Origin of the sequence: Janibacter sp. CX7 (assembly GCF_024362365.1) — a bacterium.
Taxonomy (GTDB): domain Bacteria; phylum Actinomycetota; class Actinomycetes; order Actinomycetales; family Dermatophilaceae; genus Janibacter.
The window spans coordinates 1,975,317-1,990,891 of sequence record NZ_CP101464.1 but is presented as its reverse complement, the minus strand read 5'-3'; the positions used below and the strand labels follow the sequence as shown (position 1 = coordinate 1,990,891).

Sequence of the window (15,575 nt, the reverse complement as noted above, 5' to 3'; positions counted from 1 at the left end):
CCCTGTGCGGCACCGGATCCCATGACGCACGATGAGGGCATGACCACGACTCGCACCGCCATCGTCACCGGGGCCGCGCGCGGCATCGGCCGCGCCATCGCCCTTCGTCTCGCCACCGACGGTCACCACGTGGCCGTCCTCGACCTCGACGAGTCGGCCTGCCAGGTCGTCGTCGACGAGATCACCGAAGGGGGTGGCACCGCCCTGGCCGTGGGCGTGGACGTCTCCGACGCCGAGCAGGTCGAGGCGGGCGTCGCCCGCGTCGCCGAGGAGCTCGGTGCCCCGACGCTGCTCGTCAACAACGCGGGCATCATCCGCGACAACATGCTCTTCAAGATGTCCGTCGACGACTGGGACTCGGTCATGGCGGTCCACCTGCGTGGTGCCTTCCTCATGACCAAGGCGGCCCAGGCCCACATGACCGCGGAGAAGTACGGCCGCATCGTCAACCTCAGCTCGACCTCGGCCCTCGGCAACCGCGGCCAGACGAACTACTCCGCCGCCAAGGCCGGCATGCAGGGCTTCACCAAGACCCTGGCCATCGAGCTCGGCAAGTTCGGCGTGACCGCCAACGCGATCGCCCCCGGCTTCATCCAGACGGACATGACGGCCGCGACCGCCGAGCGCATCGGCGTGCCCTTCGAGGACTTCCTCGCCCACGCGGCCAAGGAGACCCCCGTCGGCCGTGTCGGCCAGCCCGAGGACATCGCCGCCACCGCCTCCTTCCTCCTGTCCGAGGAGGCCGGCTTCGTCTCCGGCCAGGTCATCTACGTCGCCGGCGGCCCCAAGGACTGATCCTTCGGGCGAAGGCTCCGGCGGGAGACGGGTCCGGTGGGCGAAGGGTCCGGTGGGCGAAGGGGGACGTCGGCGCCCGCCGAAGTCCTTCGTCTTCCTGGGACGCACGTTGTCGTGCCTGACTTCGGCTTGATGTGCGCCGACATCCCCCTTCGCTCGCCGTCCTGAGCCGAGTCACCTTGGCCGGGAAGCTCGTCCGTGGCCGGGAAGTCTGCTGGTGACCGCGCAATAGCCCGGCCACCAGCAGGTTTCCCGGCCGGACTCGGACTTCCCGGCCAGGCCGGCATCGAGGCGTGCTGGCGCTCGCTCCTCAGCCCTCGGGGGCGGTGACGAAGTCGATGAGCTCCTCGACGCGGCCGAGGAGGGCGGGCTCGAGGTCGGCGTAGGAGCGGACCGTGCCGAGGATCTGCTTCCAGGCGCGGGCGATGTCGGCCTGGGAGTCGTGGGCCCAGCCGAGGTGCGCGCAGATGCCGCGCTTCCACTCCATGGAGCGCGGGATCGTCGGCCAGGCGTCCATGCCGAGGCGCTGGGGGCGCACCGACTGCCACACGTCGACATAGGGGTGGCCGAGGACGAGCACGTGCTCGGGCGCGACCTTGTTGGCCTCGGCGACGATCCGGGACTCCTTGCTGCCGGGCACGAGGTGGTCGACGAGCACGCCCATCCGGCGGCCCCTGCCCGGTGCGAAGTCGCGGATGGCGGCGGCGAGGTCGTCGACACCGTCGAGCATCTCGACGACGACACCCTCGACCCGCAGGTCGTGGCCCCACACCTTTTCGACGAGCTCGGCGTCGTGGCGGCCCTCGACGAAGATCCGCGACCCGATGGCGACCCTGGCCTTGGCGTCGTGGACGGCGACGGAGCCGCTCGCGGTGCGGGAGGCCTGCTGCTCGGCCGCGGCGAGGGCGGCGCGCTGGGCTCCCTTCGGTGCCGTGAGCGATACCGGGGCGCCGTCGACGAGGAAGCCGCCGCCGAGCGGGAAGGCCCTCACCTTGCCGCGGCGGTCCTCGAGGTGGACGACGTGCACGCCGCCCGCCTTCTCCACCGCGACGACGGCGCCGACCCACCCGGTCTCGACGTCCTCGACGACCGTTCCGCGGGTGGCCTCGAGGGCACGGGAGGTGGGCCGCGCCAGCCTGCCCTTCGACTTCCAGTCGCCGGAGAGCACGTCCTTGCCGTATCGATCGCTCACGAGGGGTGACCGTAGGCGCACACCGGGGGAGTGGTCGGCGCGGCACGCCGGGGTCGTTGGAATGCCTCCGACGGTCGTAGACTTGGCACTCAGGTGGACCGAGTGCCAGCGGTCCCGGAGTGGGTGACGAAGGAGGACGTCATGAGCCAGGAGCGGCGGATGGCCGTGCTCAGCGCCATCGTGGAGGACTACGTGCAGACCTCGGAGCCGGTCGGCTCCAAGGCGCTGCTCGACCGCCACCAGCTCAACGTCTCGGCGGCGACCGTGCGCAACGACATGGCCGCCCTCGAGGACGAGGGACTGATCATCGCGCCGCACACCTCGGCCGGGCGCATCCCCACCGACGCCGGCTACCGGCTCTTCGTCGACCGGCTCCAGGCGATCCGCCCGATGTCGCGCGGCGAGCGGGCGGCGATCACCGACTACCTCGAGGGCGCCGACGAGCTCGACGTCGTCCTCGAGCGCACCGTGCGGCTGCTGTCGACCCTGACCCGCCAGGTCGCGGTCGTGCAGTACCCCTCGCTCACCCGCAGCACGGTCAAGCACATCGAGCTCGTCCCGATGAGCGAGACCCGGCTCATGGTCGTCGTCATCATGGGCACCGGCCGCGTCGAGCAGCGCATCGTGCCGACGAGCGTCGACTACCTGAGCAGCCAGGGCGCCGAGGCCCTCGCACGTGCGCGCGGCCGGATCAACGCCGCGACCCGCGACCTGCGGCTCGCCGACGCGATCACCGCGCTGCGCACCCTGGCCGGCGAGGACGACGAGACCGAGGATGCCCTGACGGCCGGGGTCATCGCGGCCGTCGAGGACGCCCTCGCGCAGGAGCGCGTGACCAAGGTGACGCTCGCCGGCACCGCCAACCTCGCGCGCAGCTCGAGCGACTTCCCGATGACCCTCGAGCCGGTGCTCGACGCGCTCGAGCAGCACGTCGTCCTGCTCAAGCTGCTGAGCGTCGAGGCCGGTCAGACCGCGGCCGGCGTCTCGGTGCGCATCGGCTCCGAAAATCCCGTGTCCGGGCTGCAGGGCACCTCGCTCGTCACCTCCGGCTACGGCTCCGGCGACGAGCAGGTCGGCGCCGTCGGTGTGCTCGGCCCCACCCGCATGGACTACCCGGCGGCCATGGCGCAGGTGCGCGCCGTCGCCACCTATCTCTCGCGGATCGTGGACGCCTGACGGGCGACCGCACCGCGCACAACCACCCGACCCCCACCACCCACCGAGGACGTCACGCGTGAACGACTACTACGAGGACCTGGGCGTCAGCCGCGAGGCGACGCCCGAGGAGATCAAGCGGGCCTACCGCAAGCTGGCCCGCACCCTGCACCCCGACGTCAACCCCGGCCCGGAGGCCGAGGAGCAGTTCAAGCGGGTCTCGCAGGCCTACGACGTCCTCTCCGACGAGACGAAGCGCCGCCAGTACGACATGGGCGGTGACCCCTACGGCGGCCAGCACGACGGCTTCGGCGCCGGCTTCACCTTCAGCGACATCATGGAGCAGTTCTTCGGGCAGGCGGCCGGCGGCGCCGGGCGCGGTCCGCGCTCCCGCTCGGCGCGCGGCCAGGACGGACTCGTCGGCCTCGAGATCGACCTCGCGACCGCGGTCTTCGGCGGCCAGGAGGAGCTGACGATCGACACGGCCGTCGTCTGCGGCTCGTGCAGCGGCGACGGCGCCCAGCCGGGCACCGGCCGACGCACCTGCGACACCTGTGGCGGCCGCGGCGAGGTTCAGCAGGTCCAGCGCTCCTTCCTCGGCCAGGTCATGACCAGCCGTCCGTGCCCCACCTGCCAGGGCTTCGGCGAGGTCATCCCCAACCCCTGCCACGAGTGCTCCGGCCAGGGCCGGGTGCGCAGCCGCCGCTCGATGAAGGTGCGCATCCCCGCCGGCGTCGACGACGGCACCCGCATCCACCTCGAGGGCGAAGGGGAGGTCGGTCCCGGTGGTGGGCCGGCCGGCGACCTCTACGTCGAGCTGCGCGTGCGTCAGCACGAGACCTTCACCCGCCGTGGCGACGACCTGCACGCCTCGGTCGCCGTGCCGATGACCGCAGCCGCCCTCGGCGTGACGATGAGCTTCGCCACCCTCGACGGCGAGCAGGAGATCACCATCAAGCGCGGCACCCAGCCGGGCGACACGATCGTCCTGCCCGGGCTCGGTGTGACGCACCTGCGGCGCGAGGGCCGCGGCGACCTCGTCATCCACGTCGACGTGCGCACGCCGACCCGCCTCGACGACGAGCAGGAGCGCCTGCTCCGCGAGCTCGCGGCAGCCCGTGACGAGGAGCAGCCCGACGGCGAGCTCGACGACGTCGACTCCGGCTTCGTCGGGCGCCTGCGCCACGCCTTCAAGGGTCGCTGACCCCGGTGACCGCACCGCTCTTCCTCGTCGACCCCGGTGCCCTCGACGGCCTCGCCCCTGACGCGCTCGTCGAGCTCACCGGCCCCGAGGCCCACCACGCGGCGACCGTCGTCCGTCTCGGCGTGGGCGAGGAGGTGCTCGTCGCCGACCGGCACGGGGCGCGGGTGCTCACCGAGGTGACCGAGGTCGGTCGCGACCTCGTGCGCCTGCGGGTGCTGGGGCGGGCCGACGAGCCGGAGCCCTCCCTTCGCCTCGTGCTCGTGCAGGCCCTGGCCAAGGACGGCCGCGACGAGGACGCCGTCGAGGCGGCCACCGAGCTCGGCGTCGACGCCGTCGTGCCGTGGCAGGCCGACCGGTCGATCGTGCGGTGGAAGGGGCCCAAGGTCGACAAGGGCCGGCGCAAGTGGACCCATGTCGTCGAGCGCGCTGCCAAGCAGTCGCGCCGCGGCCGCTGGCCGCACGTCGAGGAGCTCGTCGGCAGCGCGGGGCTCGTCGAGCGCTTCGCCGGGGCCACCCCCTTCGTCCTGCACGAGGACGCCACCCTCCCGCTGGCCACGGCGGACCTGCCGGGCGCAGGGGAGGTCCTCCTCGTCGTCGGGCCCGAGGGCGGGATCTCGCCGCAGGAGCTCGAGCGATTCGTCGCCGCCGGTGCGCAGCCGGTGCGGCTGGGCAGCGAGGTCCTGCGCGCCTCCACCGCAGGCCCGGCAGCCATCGCCGTGCTCAGCGCGATGGGCCGCTGGCGATGATCGCCCCGGCGCCGAGCCCGTAGAATCAGCAGCACGATGCCCTCATCAGACCAGCCCGACCTGCGCGCCCTCGACGCGATCACCGACGACCCCCGCGCGGGTGCCCCCGGCACCGCCCCCCGGGTCCAGCAGACCATCGTCCTGCCCGACAACATCCAGATGGTCAGCCTCCTCGGCCCGACCGACGAGCTCCTGCGGACGATGGAGCGAGCCTTCCCGCGCACCGAGATCCTCGTGCGCGGCAACGAGTTCCGCCTCCAGGGGCCGAGCGGTGACCTCGAGGTCATCGACCGCCTGCTCGACGAGCTCATCGAGATCCTCGAGGCCGGGCAGCCCCTCAACAGGGACGCCGTCGAGCGCTCGATCACCATGCTGCGCGGCCAGACCCGCGAGCGGCCCGCCGACGTGCTGACGACCAACATCGTCTCCAACCGCGGCCGCACGATCCGGCCCAAGACGCTGGGGCAGAAGCACTACGTCGACGCGATCGGCGACAACACCGTCGTCTTCGGCATCGGCCCGGCCGGCACCGGCAAGACCTATCTCGCCATGGCCAAGGCCGTGGCGGCCCTGCAGGCCAAGCAGGTCAACCGGATCATCCTCACCCGGCCGGCGGTCGAGGCGGGGGAGAAGCTCGGCTTCCTGCCCGGCACGCTCAACGACAAGATCGACCCCTACCTGCGCCCGCTCTACGACGCGCTGCACGACATGATCGACCCCGAGACGATCCCGCGGCTCATGGCCGCCGGGACCATCGAGGTGGCGCCGCTGGCCTTCATGCGCGGTCGCACGCTCAACGACTCCTTCATCATCCTCGACGAGGCGCAGAACACCTCGCCCGAGCAGATGAAGATGTTCCTCACCCGCCTCGGCTTCGGCTCCAAGATGGTCGTCACGGGGGACACCAGCCAGGTCGACCTGCCCGGCGGCACCCAGTCCGGGCTCAAGGTGGTCCAGCGCATCCTCACCGACATCGACGGCGTGCACTTCGCGCACCTCGACGCCGCCGACGTCGTGCGCCACCGCCTCGTCGGCGAGATCGTCGGTGCCTACGACCGCTACGACGCCACGAAGGGGGAGCGCGCATGAGCATCGACGTGCTCAACGAGACCGACCACGTCGTCGACGAGACCGAGTTCGTCGACATCAGCCGCTATGTGCTCGAGCAGATGCGGGTGCACCCGCAGGCCGAGCTGTGCATCCGCTTCGTCGACGAGGCGACGATGACCGTCCTGCACGAGCAGTGGATGGACCTCGCGGGCCCGACCGACGTCATGAGCTTCCCCATGGACGAGCTGCGGCCCGGGCGCGAGGGCGAGGCGCCGATGGAGGGCGTCCTCGGCGACATCGTGCTGTGCCCCTCCGTCGCCGAGAAGCAGGCGGTGACGGCCGGTCACGCTGCGATCGAGGAGATGCTGCTGCTCACGACCCACGGCATCCTCCACCTGCTCGGCTACGACCACGCCGAGCCGGAGGAGGAGCGCGAGATGTTCGAGCTGCAGCGCCAGCTCCTGCTCACCTTCCTCGCCGGGCGGGGCCGGGAGGCCGAGGCGTGACGAGCCTGCTCGTCGGCGCGGTCGCCGCGATCGTCGCCGCCTTCGTCCTCACCCTCGCCGACGCCGCGATCATCTCCGCGTCGCGGGTCGCGGCCGACGAGGCCGAGAGCGAAGGGCGGCGCGGCGCCGCGGCCCTGCGCCAGGTCCTCGCCGACAGCGCGGGGCACATCTCCGTGCTCGCCTTCCTCCGCGCGACCGCCGAGGCGAGTGCCGCCGTGCTCATCACGCTCGTCGTCGTCGAGGAGGTCGAGCGCACCTGGGTGGCGCTGCTCGTGTCGGCGGCGATCATGGTCGTCGTGACCTTCGTGCTCGTCGGCGTCTCGCCGCGCACCCTGGGCCAGCAGCACAGCACCGCGGTGGCCCTGGCGGCCGCCCCCTTCGTCGTCGGGCTGCGGCGGGTCCTCGGGCCGGTTGCCCGCCTGCTCGTCACCATCGGCAATGCCGTCACGCCGGGCCGTGGCTACCGTGACGGGCCCTTCCGCTCCGAGGCGGAGCTGCGTGACCTGCTCGATCTCGCGGGGGAGTCGGAGCTCATCGAGGACGAGGAGCGCGACATGCTCCACTCGGTCTTCGAGCTCGGTGACACCCTTGCCGGCGAGGTGATGGTGCCGCGGACCGACATGATCACCATCGAGTCGGACAAGCCGGCGCGCAAGGCGCTCAACCTCTTCATCCGCTCGGGGTTCTCCCGGGTCCCGGTCGTCGGGGAGTCGAGCGACGACATCGTCGGCCTGCTCTACCTCAAGGACGTCGTGCGCCGGCTGCTCGCCGACGAGGAGGTGCGCGACCGGGCCGTCGAGGACTTCATGCGGCCGGCCCCCTTCGTCCCCGACAGCAAGCCCGTCGACCAGCTGCTGCGCGAGATGCAGCGCGACCAGATCCACGCCGCGATCGTCGTCGACGAGTACGGCGGCACCGCCGGCCTGGTGACGATCGAGGACATCCTCGAGGAGATCGTCGGCGAGATCACCGACGAGTACGACCGCGAGGGGCCCGGGGTCGAGGAGCTCGACGACGGCCGCACGCGGGTGCCGGCCGGCATGCACGTCGACGACCTCGCCGAGCTCTTCGAGGTGACGATCGACGAGGAGGAGGTCGACACCGTCGGCGGCCTCATCGGCAAGATCACCGGACGGGTGCCGATCGTCGGCGCCCGCTGCGAGGTGGGCGGTCTCTCCCTCACGGCTGAGAAGATGTCGGGACGACAGCACCGCATCGCGACGGTCATCGTCGAGCGGGTCGACCCCGCCGACGACCAGGCACGCGAGCACGACCAGATCGGGGCATGAGCATGGACGAGCAGACCCAGGGCCAGTGGCGCGCGGGCTTCGCCTGCCTCGTCGGGCGGCCCAATGCCGGCAAGTCGACGCTGACCAACGCGCTCGTCGGCGACAAGGTGGCCATCACCTCCAGCAAGCCGCAGACGACCCGGCACACGATCCGTGGCATCGTCACGCGCGACCACGAGCAGCTCGTCCTCGTCGACACACCCGGGCTGCACAAGCCGCGCACGCTGCTCGGCGAGCGGCTCAACGACCTCGTCCGCGAGACCCTGCTCGAGGTCGACGTCATCGGCTTCTGCCTGCCGGCCGACCAGCGGATCGGGCCCGGAGACACCTTTATCGCCAAGGACCTCGCCGAGCTGCAGCGGGCCAAGCGGGTGCCCGTCGTCGCCATCGCGACCAAGAGCGACTCCGTCGACCGCGAGCGGCTCGCCGAGCACCTCATCGCCATCGACCAGCTCGGCGACTGGACCGCGATCGTCCCGTGCTCGGCCGTGCGCGGCGACCAGGTCGACGACGTGCTGCGGGTGCTCGCCGAGCACCTGCCGCCCTCGCCGGCCCCGCTCTACCCCGAGGACCAGCTGACCGACGAGGACGAGGAGAAGATGATCGCCGAGCTCGTCCGCGAGGCGGCCCTCGAGGGCGTGCGCGACGAGCTCCCGCACAGCCTGGCCGTCGTCGTCGAGGAGATCGTGCCCCGCGAGGGTCGGCCCGAGGACGACCCGATGCTCGACGTGCGGGTCAACGTCTTCGTCGAGCGCGACAGCCAGAAGGCGATCATCATCGGTCGGGGAGGCTCGCGGCTGCGCGAGGTCGGCACGACGGCCCGCCAGGGGATCGAGCGGCTGCTGGGGGAGAAGGTCTTCCTCGACCTGCACGTCAAGGTGGCCAAGGACTGGCAGCGCGACCCGAAGCAGCTGCAGCGACTGGGCTTCTGAGGTCACGAAAAGGTCACGACGGTTTGGGTTCTCTGACCTCCTCGGGCCAAGGTGGAGGGTCGCCCGGGTGATTCTCGAGCGGCATACGCCATCTCAATCGCCTACGGGAGGAGTGGCCCGCGTGTGCGCTGGGCCCACCTGACACGTGACTGAACCTACGCAGACCTCGACCTCCGGACGCAACGCGCCGCCGCGCGACACCCGCCGGGTGGACCACCCGGCTCTCGAGCCCCGGATCATCCGCAAGCAGGACAAGCTGGGGATCGACTGGATCGTCTTCGGCATCACCGCCGTGCTGTCCCTCGCCTTCGTGCTCTGGGGCGTCATCAGCACCTCGTCGCTGTCCGATGCCTCGGCCAGCGGCCTGGACTGGGTCGTGACCAACACCGGCTGGCTCTTCGCCCTCGCGTCCACCGGCTTCGTCTTCTTCGTCATCTGGCTCGCGGCGAGCAAGTACGGCAACATCCCGCTCGGCGCCGACGGCGAGGAGCCGGAGTTCCGCACCATCTCGTGGATCGCGATGATGTTCTCCGCCGGCATGGGCATCGGCCTGATGTTCTGGGGTGCGGCCGAGCCGCTGGCCCACTACATCACCCCGCCGCCCGGCACCGGTGAGGCGGGCAACGACAGCTCGACCCGCACCGCGATGGCGACCACGCTCTTCCACTGGACCCTGCACCCGTGGGCGATCTACACGGTGGCCGGTCTGGCCATCGGTTACGGCGTCTTCCGCAAGGGCCGCGGCCTGACGATCAGCGCGGTCTTCGAGCCGCTCATCGGCAAGCGCCAGGTCAACGGCCCGGTGGGCAAGGTCATCGACATCTTCGCGATCTTCGCCACGCTCTTCGGCTCGGCGACCTCGCTGGGCCTGGGCGCCCTGCAGATCGCCTCCGGTGCCAAGATCGTCGGCTGGGCCGACGACGTGACCAACACGGTGCTCGTGCTGATCATCGTGGTGCTGACCATCTGCTTCATCTTCTCCGCCGTGTCCGGCGTCGAGAAGGGCATCCAGTGGCTGTCCAACACCAACATGGTGCTGGCCTTCGTCCTGGCGCTCTTCGTCTTCGTCCTCGGCCCGACGATCTTCATCCTCAACCTCGTCCCGACGTCGCTCGGCACCTACTTCCACCACCTCATGGAGTACTCCGCGCGCACCAACGCGCAGGGCGAGCACGGCATCAAGTCGTGGCTGTCCGGATGGACGATCTTCTACTGGGCCTGGTGGGTCAGCTGGACCCCCTTCGTCGGCATGTTCATCGCCCGCATCTCCCGCGGCCGCACCATCCGTGAGTTCGTCACCGGCGTCCTGCTCGTCCCGAGCACGGTGAGCCTCATCTGGTTCGCGATCTTCGGTGGCGCCGCCATCAAGGCGCAGGAGATGGGCGCGACGCTCGACAAGTTCGGCGACGGCGAGGAGAGCACGCTCTTCGCGCTCCTCGACTCGATGCCCTGGGCGGGGGTCACCTCGATCCTCGTCATGGTCCTCGTGGCGATCTTCTTCGTCTCGGGTGCCGACGCGGCCTCGATCGTCATGGGCTCGCTGAGCGAGCGCGGCACGCTCGAGCCCAACAAGTTCACGGTCGTCTTCTGGGGTGTCGCCACGGGTGCGGCCGCGGCGATCATGCTCACGATCGGCGGCGAGGACTCACTGACCGGTCTGCAGCAGATCACGATCATCGCGGCCCTGCCCTTCGTGCTGATCATGATCGGCATGGCGGTCGCACTGGTCAAGGATCTGCAGACCGACCCGATGGCGGTGCGCCGCGCCTACGCCCGCGAGGCCCTCAAGCAGGCCGTCGTCGCGGGGGTCAAGGAGCACGGCGACGACTTCGTCCTGTCGATCGACCATGCCGAGCCCGGCGCGGGCATCGACCGCGACAAGGTCGTGCCGGTCGTCGCCAACGGTGGCCCCTCGACGACCACCGAGCAGGGCGACACGGACACGCGGACGGACGACACGCCGACCGCCTGACCTGCTCCACCGCGTCCGGGGCCTGAACACGATGTGGGTGTTCAGGCCCCGACGCCTATCCTTGGCCCATGCACATCGGAGTCTTTGGAGCCACCGGCCAGGTCGGACAGGTCATGCGCACGCTGCTCGAGGAGCGGGACTTCCCCGTCACCTCGATCCGCTACTTCGCCTCTGCCCGGTCCGCAGGGTCGACCCTGCCGTGGAAGGGCGAGGAGGTGACCGTCGAGGACACCGCGACCGCCGACTTCTCCGGTCTCGACATCGCGCTGTTTTCCAACGGCGGGTCCACGAGCAAGGAGTGGGCGCCCAAGGTCGCGGCCGCCGGCGCCACCGTGGTCGACAACTCGAGCGCCTGGCGCAAGGACCCCGAGGTCCCGCTCGTCGTCTCCGAGGTCAACTCGGGCGACCTCGACGACCTGCCCAAGGGCATCATCGCCAACCCCAACTGCACGACCATGGCCGCGATGCCGGTGCTCAAGCCGCTGCACGACGAGGCGGGCCTGGTCGCCCTTCGCGTCGCCACCTACCAGGCCGTCTCCGGCTCCGGCGGCGCCGGCCTGACCGAGCTCGACAGCCAGCTGCGCGGCGGCTACGCCTCCGGCGACCCCAAGGACCTCGCCCGCGACGGCAGCGCCCTGACGCTGCCGGCCCCGCAGGTCTACGAGGTGCCCGTCGGCTTCAACGTCGTCGCGATCGCCGGGTCCGTCCAGGACGACGGCACCCTCGAGACCGACGAGGAGCAGAAGCTGCGCAACGAGTCGCGCAAGATCCTGCACATCCCCGACCTGCGCGTCTCCGGCACCTGCGTGCGCGTGCCCGTCTTCAGCGGCCACTCGCTGGCGATCCACGCCGAGTTCGAGCGCCCGATCACGCCCGAGCGCGCGACCGAGATCCTCGAGGCCGCCGACGGCGTCGTCGTCACGGCCGTGCCCAACCCGCTCGAGGCCACCGGCAAGGACGAGGTCTTCGTCGGTCGCATCCGCGCCGACCAGTCGGTCGCCGACGGCAAGGGCCTGACGCTCTTCGTCGTCGGGGACAACCTGCGCAAGGGCGCCGCCCTCAACGCGGTCCAGATCGCCGAGGCGCTGGTGGCACGCCAGGGCTGACCCGCAACCCCACGGGCCGCACGATTCTCGGGTGACCCGGAAAACTGCCCCTTCGCACGAGTTTGGAACTCTTGCGAAGGGGCAGTTTTTCTTGTCGAGCGGTGGGTCGCGGCCTCAGCGCGGAGGCTTGACCGCCAGCACCGGGCAGGTGGCGTCGAGCAGGATCCGCTGGGCGGTCGAGCCGAGCAGGAGCTTGCCGACCGGCGTGCGGTGCCGCAGGCCGATGACGATGAGCGAGGCGCCGACCCGCTCGGCCTCGTCGAGGACGAGGTCGGCGATGTCGGGTCCCATCGGCTGGCTGATCTCGAAGGTGAGACCCGACGCCTCGAGCTGCTCGCGGACCCGGGCGATGTCGCCCTGCTGGCCGTAGCGGGTGTCGACGAAGGCGTCTCCCTTCGTCGCGTTGACGAGGAGCACGTCCTCGCCGCGCAGCCGGGCCTCGGTCAGGCCGCGCTCGAGAGCCTGGGCGCTGGCCGGCTCCGGGGTGTATCCGATGACGATGGTCATGCCGAGACCTCCGAGGTCGTGGTGTCCTTGCGGCCACGGACGAAGCCCGCGACCACCATGCCGATGAAGCCGATGACGATGATGCCGTAGACGACGACCGCGGCGGGCTCGCTGAAGAGGCCGCTCCAGTCGCCGCTGGACAGCAGCAGCGTCTTGCGCAGGTTCTCCTCCAGGCGGGGGCCGAGGATGACGCCGATGATCAGCGGCAGCACCGGGATCGCGAAGCGCCTCATGCCCAGGCCGACGAGGCCGAAGAAGAGCAGCAGGGCCAGGTCGAACCACTGCAGGTTGACCGCGAGCGCGCCGAGCGAGGCGAAGAAGAGGATGCCGGCGTAGAGGTACGGACGCGGGGTGCGCAGCAGCTTGGCCCACAGGGGCGCGAGCGGCAGGTTGAGCACGAGCAGCAGGAAGTTGCCGATGAAGAGGCTCGCGATGAGCGTCCACACGAGAGTGCTCTCGGACTCGAAGAGCGCGGGTCCGGGCTGGATGCCGTAGCCCATCATCGCGGCGAGCATGATCGCGGCCGTCGCATTGGTCGGCAGACCGAGGGCCAGCATCGGCACGAGCGTGCCGGCGGCGGAGGCGTTGTTGGCGGCCTCCGGACCGGCGACACCCTCGATGGCGCCCTTGCCGAACTCCTCGGGGTGCTTCGAGAGCTTGCGCTCGGTGATGTAGGAGAGGAAGGTCGGCAGCTCCGCGCCACCGGCCGGCACCGCGCCGAAGGGGAAGCCGAAGGCGGTACCGCGCAGCCACGGCTTCCACGAGCGCTTGAAGTCGTCCTTGCCCATCCACGGCCGGCCCACGGGGATGATCTCCTGGGGCCGGCGGCGCAGGAAGGCCGCGACCCACAGGGCCTCGCCGATGGCGAAGATCGCGACGGCCACGACGACGATGTCGATGCCGTCGCCGAGCAGCGGGATCCCGAAGGTCGCGCGGCTCTGACCGGTGAGCGAGTCGATGCCGACGATGCCGACGGCCAGGCCGAGGAAGAGCCCGATGAACCCGCGCAGCTTCGAGCTGCCGAGGACCGCGGTGACGGCCACGAGGGCCAGGACCATGATCGCGAGGTAGGACGGGTCGCCGAGCTTGACGGCCTGCACCGCGATCCACGGCGCGAAGAAGGTCAGCAGCGCCGTGCCGATCGCGCCGGCGATGAAGGAGCCGATGGCCGCCGTGGCCAGGGCTTGGGCCGCCCTGCCGGCCTTCGCCATCTTGTTGCCCTCGATGGCGGTGATGACCGACGAGGACTCTCCGGGGGTGTTGAGCAGGATCGAGGTGGTCGACCCGCCGTACATGCCGCCGTAGTAGATGCCGGCGAACATGATGAAGGCGCTCGACGGCTCGACGTTGTAGGTGATTGGGAGCAGCAGTGCCACGGTCATGGCCGGGCCGATGCCGGGCAGGACGCCGACCGCGGTGCCGAGGAGCACGCCGACGCAGGCGAAGAGCAGGTTGGTCGGCGTGAGCGCCGAGCCGAAGCCGTCGATGAGGTGGGTGAGGTTGTCCATCAGAGGATCCCGTCCAGGATGCCCGCCGGCAGCGGGACGCCGAGGGCGACGTAGAAGGCGTAGAAGGTGCCCACCGACAGGAGGGCGCCGATGACGAGGTCGCGCACCCAGGTGCGGCTGCCGAGGGTCAGGGAGCAGCCGGCGAAGAAGAGCGCGCCGGAGATCGCCCAGCCGAGCAGGTCGACGGTGGCGATGAGGAAGACGAAGACGGCGACGAGCTTGAGGACCGTGAGCCAGTCGGGGCGCTGGTCGAGGTCGACGTCCTCACCCCCTTCCTCCTCGGGCAGGGAGCCGCGCAGGATCGCCACGCTCAGCAGGGCCGCGGTGAGGTAGAGCATCGCGGCGACGAACCACGGGAAGAACTTCGGCCCGACCGGGTCGGTCTCGGCGAAGTCGTTGCGCAGCCCGGCCGCGTCGACGACGAGGAAGGTCGCGACGATCGCGAGGAAGGCGACGACGACGAACTGGGTCAGGTCGCGCTCGCGCTCGGGCGCGGGGGTGGTGGGGGTCTGGATCGTGTCGCTCACAGCAGGCCCAGCTCCTTCAGGGTCGTCTCGACGCGCTTGTCCTGGGAGGCGAGGAAGTCGCCGAACTCGTCGCCGGTCATCCACGCGTCGTCCCAGTTGTTCTTGGTGAGCACGTCCCTCCACTCCGGGGTGTCGTGCATCTGCTGGAGCAGGTCGATGAGCTGATCGCGCCGCTCCGCGGAGATCTCCGGCGGGGCGAGGATCCCGCGCCAGTTGATGAAGGTCAGGTCGATGTCCGACTCCTTGAGCGTCGGCGCGTCGATGCCGGACATGCGCTTCTCGCCGGAGACGGCGAGCACCTTGACCTGGCCCTTCTTGATCTGCTCGGCGTACTCGCCGAGGCCGCTCATGCCGGCCTTGATCTTCGAGCCGAGGAGGGCGGGGAGCAGGTCACCGCCACCGTCGTAGGTGACGTAGTTGACCTCGCGCGGGTCGATGCCGACCGCCTTGGCGAACTCCATGGGGAAGAGATGGTCGGGGCCGCCGGGGGAGGAGCCGCCACCGATGCTCACCGCCTTGGGGTCCTTCTTCCAGGCGGCGACGAGGTCGTCGATGGTCTTGTGCGGGGAGTCGGCGGGCACGATGACGCCCTCGGACTCCTGGACGAGCCGGGCGAGCGGGGTCATCCCGGACACGCGTGCCTGGGACCTGTTGGTCAGGGTCGCGCCGACGACGCCGAGCCCCATCGACATCATGAGGTCCTCGTTGCCGCGCTCGTTGGCCAGCCGCGCCATGGCGACGGTGCCGCCCGCGCCGATGACGTTGAAGACCTCGAAGCGCTTGGTGATCTCGGTGTCCTCCATGACGCCGACCGCTCGGCGGCCGGTGAGGTCGTAGCCGCCGCCGGGGGAGTTGGGGATCATCATGCGCAGCCGTGTCGAGCCGGCGTCGTCGCCTCGCGTCACGCCGCACGCGGCGAGCGAAGGGAGCGCCAGCGCGCCGAGCGAGGCGAGCAGCACGGTGCGGCGTCGGGGTCCGGGGGTCATGTCCGGCACGCCTTCCTGTGGATGGTGAAAGATGGGCACGCTCGATGGTGGCCCCCACGTGTGCGCCCCGTCACCATTGCGAACACAAAGGAGGTTGTGG

The 15,575-nt window shown here is 70.7% G+C and carries 15 protein-coding genes; 10 read left to right on the top strand and 5 right to left on the bottom strand.

Translation table 11 applies throughout. The features are described 5' to 3' along the window. Positions 1 to 39: 39 nt before the first annotated feature. The gene (gene fabG, locus NMQ01_RS09720) at positions 40 to 795 is read left to right on the top strand and encodes a 3-oxoacyl-ACP reductase FabG (protein ID WP_255183739.1); all 756 of its coding nucleotides are present in this window, start codon (positions 40 to 42) and stop codon (positions 793 to 795) included. 310 nt (positions 796 to 1,105) lie between these two features. Here the strand turns inward: fabG and NMQ01_RS09715 are convergent, their stop codons facing one another. Beyond that, the gene (locus NMQ01_RS09715) at positions 1,106 to 1,987 is read right to left on the bottom strand and encodes a DUF3097 domain-containing protein (protein WP_255183738.1); all 882 of its coding nucleotides are present in this window, start codon (positions 1,985 to 1,987) and stop codon (positions 1,106 to 1,108) included. A gap of 141 nt (positions 1,988 to 2,128) precedes the next feature. Between NMQ01_RS09715 and hrcA the strand changes: the two genes are divergently transcribed. The 9 genes from hrcA to NMQ01_RS09670 all read left to right on the top strand — a co-directional run bounded on the left by hrcA (position 2,129) and on the right by NMQ01_RS09670 (position 11,947). Continuing rightward, positions 2,129 to 3,163 (top strand): heat-inducible transcriptional repressor HrcA, encoded by a 1,035-nt coding sequence (gene hrcA / locus NMQ01_RS09710; protein ID WP_255186354.1) that lies wholly within the window; start codon positions 2,129 to 2,131, stop codon positions 3,161 to 3,163. Positions 3,164 to 3,221: 58 nt separating this feature from the next. Further along, on the top strand, positions 3,222 to 4,346 hold the full coding sequence (gene dnaJ, locus NMQ01_RS09705) for a molecular chaperone DnaJ (RefSeq protein ID WP_255183737.1): 1,125 nt from the start codon (positions 3,222 to 3,224) through the stop codon (positions 4,344 to 4,346). 5 nt (positions 4,347 to 4,351) lie between these two features. Further along, entirely contained in the window at positions 4,352 to 5,092 is a 741-nt protein-coding gene (locus NMQ01_RS09700) for a 16S rRNA (uracil(1498)-N(3))-methyltransferase (protein ID WP_255183736.1), read from the top strand. Positions 5,093 to 5,128: 36 nt separating this feature from the next. Next, complete coding sequence (locus NMQ01_RS09695; protein WP_255183735.1) at positions 5,129 to 6,181, top strand: PhoH family protein; 1,053 nt, start codon at positions 5,129 to 5,131, stop codon at positions 6,179 to 6,181. Beyond that, positions 6,178 to 6,648 (top strand): rRNA maturation RNase YbeY, encoded by a 471-nt coding sequence (ybeY, locus tag NMQ01_RS09690; protein WP_255183734.1) that lies wholly within the window; start codon positions 6,178 to 6,180, stop codon positions 6,646 to 6,648. The genes NMQ01_RS09695 and ybeY overlap by 4 nt, the downstream gene beginning before the upstream one ends. After that, positions 6,645 to 7,937, top strand: a complete 1,293-nt coding sequence (locus NMQ01_RS09685; RefSeq protein WP_255183733.1) for a hemolysin family protein — start codon at positions 6,645 to 6,647, stop codon at positions 7,935 to 7,937. The genes ybeY and NMQ01_RS09685 overlap by 4 nt, the downstream gene beginning before the upstream one ends. Before the next feature lie 2 nt (positions 7,938 to 7,939). Beyond that, positions 7,940 to 8,869, top strand: a complete 930-nt coding sequence (era, locus tag NMQ01_RS09680) for a GTPase Era (RefSeq protein WP_255186353.1) — start codon at positions 7,940 to 7,942, stop codon at positions 8,867 to 8,869. Positions 8,870 to 9,077: 208 nt separating this feature from the next. After that, on the top strand, positions 9,078 to 10,841 hold the full coding sequence (locus NMQ01_RS09675) for a BCCT family transporter (RefSeq protein ID WP_255186352.1): 1,764 nt from the start codon (positions 9,078 to 9,080) through the stop codon (positions 10,839 to 10,841). Positions 10,842 to 10,909: 68 nt separating this feature from the next. Further along, positions 10,910 to 11,947 (top strand): aspartate-semialdehyde dehydrogenase, encoded by a 1,038-nt coding sequence (locus NMQ01_RS09670; RefSeq protein ID WP_255183732.1) that lies wholly within the window; start codon positions 10,910 to 10,912, stop codon positions 11,945 to 11,947. A gap of 114 nt (positions 11,948 to 12,061) precedes the next feature. On the opposite strand, the gene NMQ01_RS09665 is transcribed toward NMQ01_RS09670, so the two are convergent. The 4 genes from NMQ01_RS09665 to NMQ01_RS09650 are packed head-to-tail and all read right to left on the bottom strand — an operon-like array spanning position 12,062 to position 15,475. Next, positions 12,062 to 12,454: a universal stress protein gene (locus NMQ01_RS09665; protein ID WP_255183731.1), complete on the bottom strand. Its 393-nt coding sequence runs from the start codon at positions 12,452 to 12,454 to the stop codon at positions 12,062 to 12,064. Further along, positions 12,451 to 13,962: a tripartite tricarboxylate transporter permease gene (locus NMQ01_RS09660; RefSeq protein WP_255183730.1), complete on the bottom strand. Its 1,512-nt coding sequence runs from the start codon at positions 13,960 to 13,962 to the stop codon at positions 12,451 to 12,453. Before NMQ01_RS09660 ends, NMQ01_RS09665 begins: the two co-directional genes overlap by 4 nt. Next, a complete protein-coding gene (locus NMQ01_RS09655) occupies positions 13,962 to 14,489 on the bottom strand; it encodes a tripartite tricarboxylate transporter TctB family protein (protein WP_255183729.1) in 528 nt (175 codons plus the stop codon). Before NMQ01_RS09655 ends, NMQ01_RS09660 begins: the two co-directional genes overlap by 1 nt. Next, positions 14,486 to 15,475 (bottom strand): tripartite tricarboxylate transporter substrate binding protein, encoded by a 990-nt coding sequence (locus NMQ01_RS09650; protein ID WP_255183728.1) that lies wholly within the window; start codon positions 15,473 to 15,475, stop codon positions 14,486 to 14,488. Before NMQ01_RS09650 ends, NMQ01_RS09655 begins: the two co-directional genes overlap by 4 nt. Between the last annotated feature and the right edge of the window lie 100 nt (positions 15,476 to 15,575).

Coding starts and splice junctions, on each gene's coding strand:
- NMQ01_RS09660 (WP_255183730.1), bottom strand. CDS start 13,962: ATGGACAACCTCACCCACCTCATCGACGGCTTCGGCTCGGCGCTCACG.
- NMQ01_RS09670 (WP_255183732.1), top strand. CDS start 10,910: ATGCACATCGGAGTCTTTGGAGCCACCGGCCAGGTCGGACAGGTCATG.
- hrcA (WP_255186354.1), top strand. CDS start 2,129: ATGAGCCAGGAGCGGCGGATGGCCGTGCTCAGCGCCATCGTGGAGGAC.
- NMQ01_RS09695 (WP_255183735.1), top strand. CDS start 5,129: ATGCCCTCATCAGACCAGCCCGACCTGCGCGCCCTCGACGCGATCACC.
- NMQ01_RS09665 (WP_255183731.1), bottom strand. CDS start 12,454: ATGACCATCGTCATCGGATACACCCCGGAGCCGGCCAGCGCCCAGGCT.
- fabG (WP_255183739.1), top strand. CDS start 40: ATGACCACGACTCGCACCGCCATCGTCACCGGGGCCGCGCGCGGCATC.
- NMQ01_RS09650 (WP_255183728.1), bottom strand. CDS start 15,475: ATGACCCCCGGACCCCGACGCCGCACCGTGCTGCTCGCCTCGCTCGGC.
- era (WP_255186353.1), top strand. CDS start 7,940: ATGGACGAGCAGACCCAGGGCCAGTGGCGCGCGGGCTTCGCCTGCCTC.
- ybeY (WP_255183734.1), top strand. CDS start 6,178: ATGAGCATCGACGTGCTCAACGAGACCGACCACGTCGTCGACGAGACC.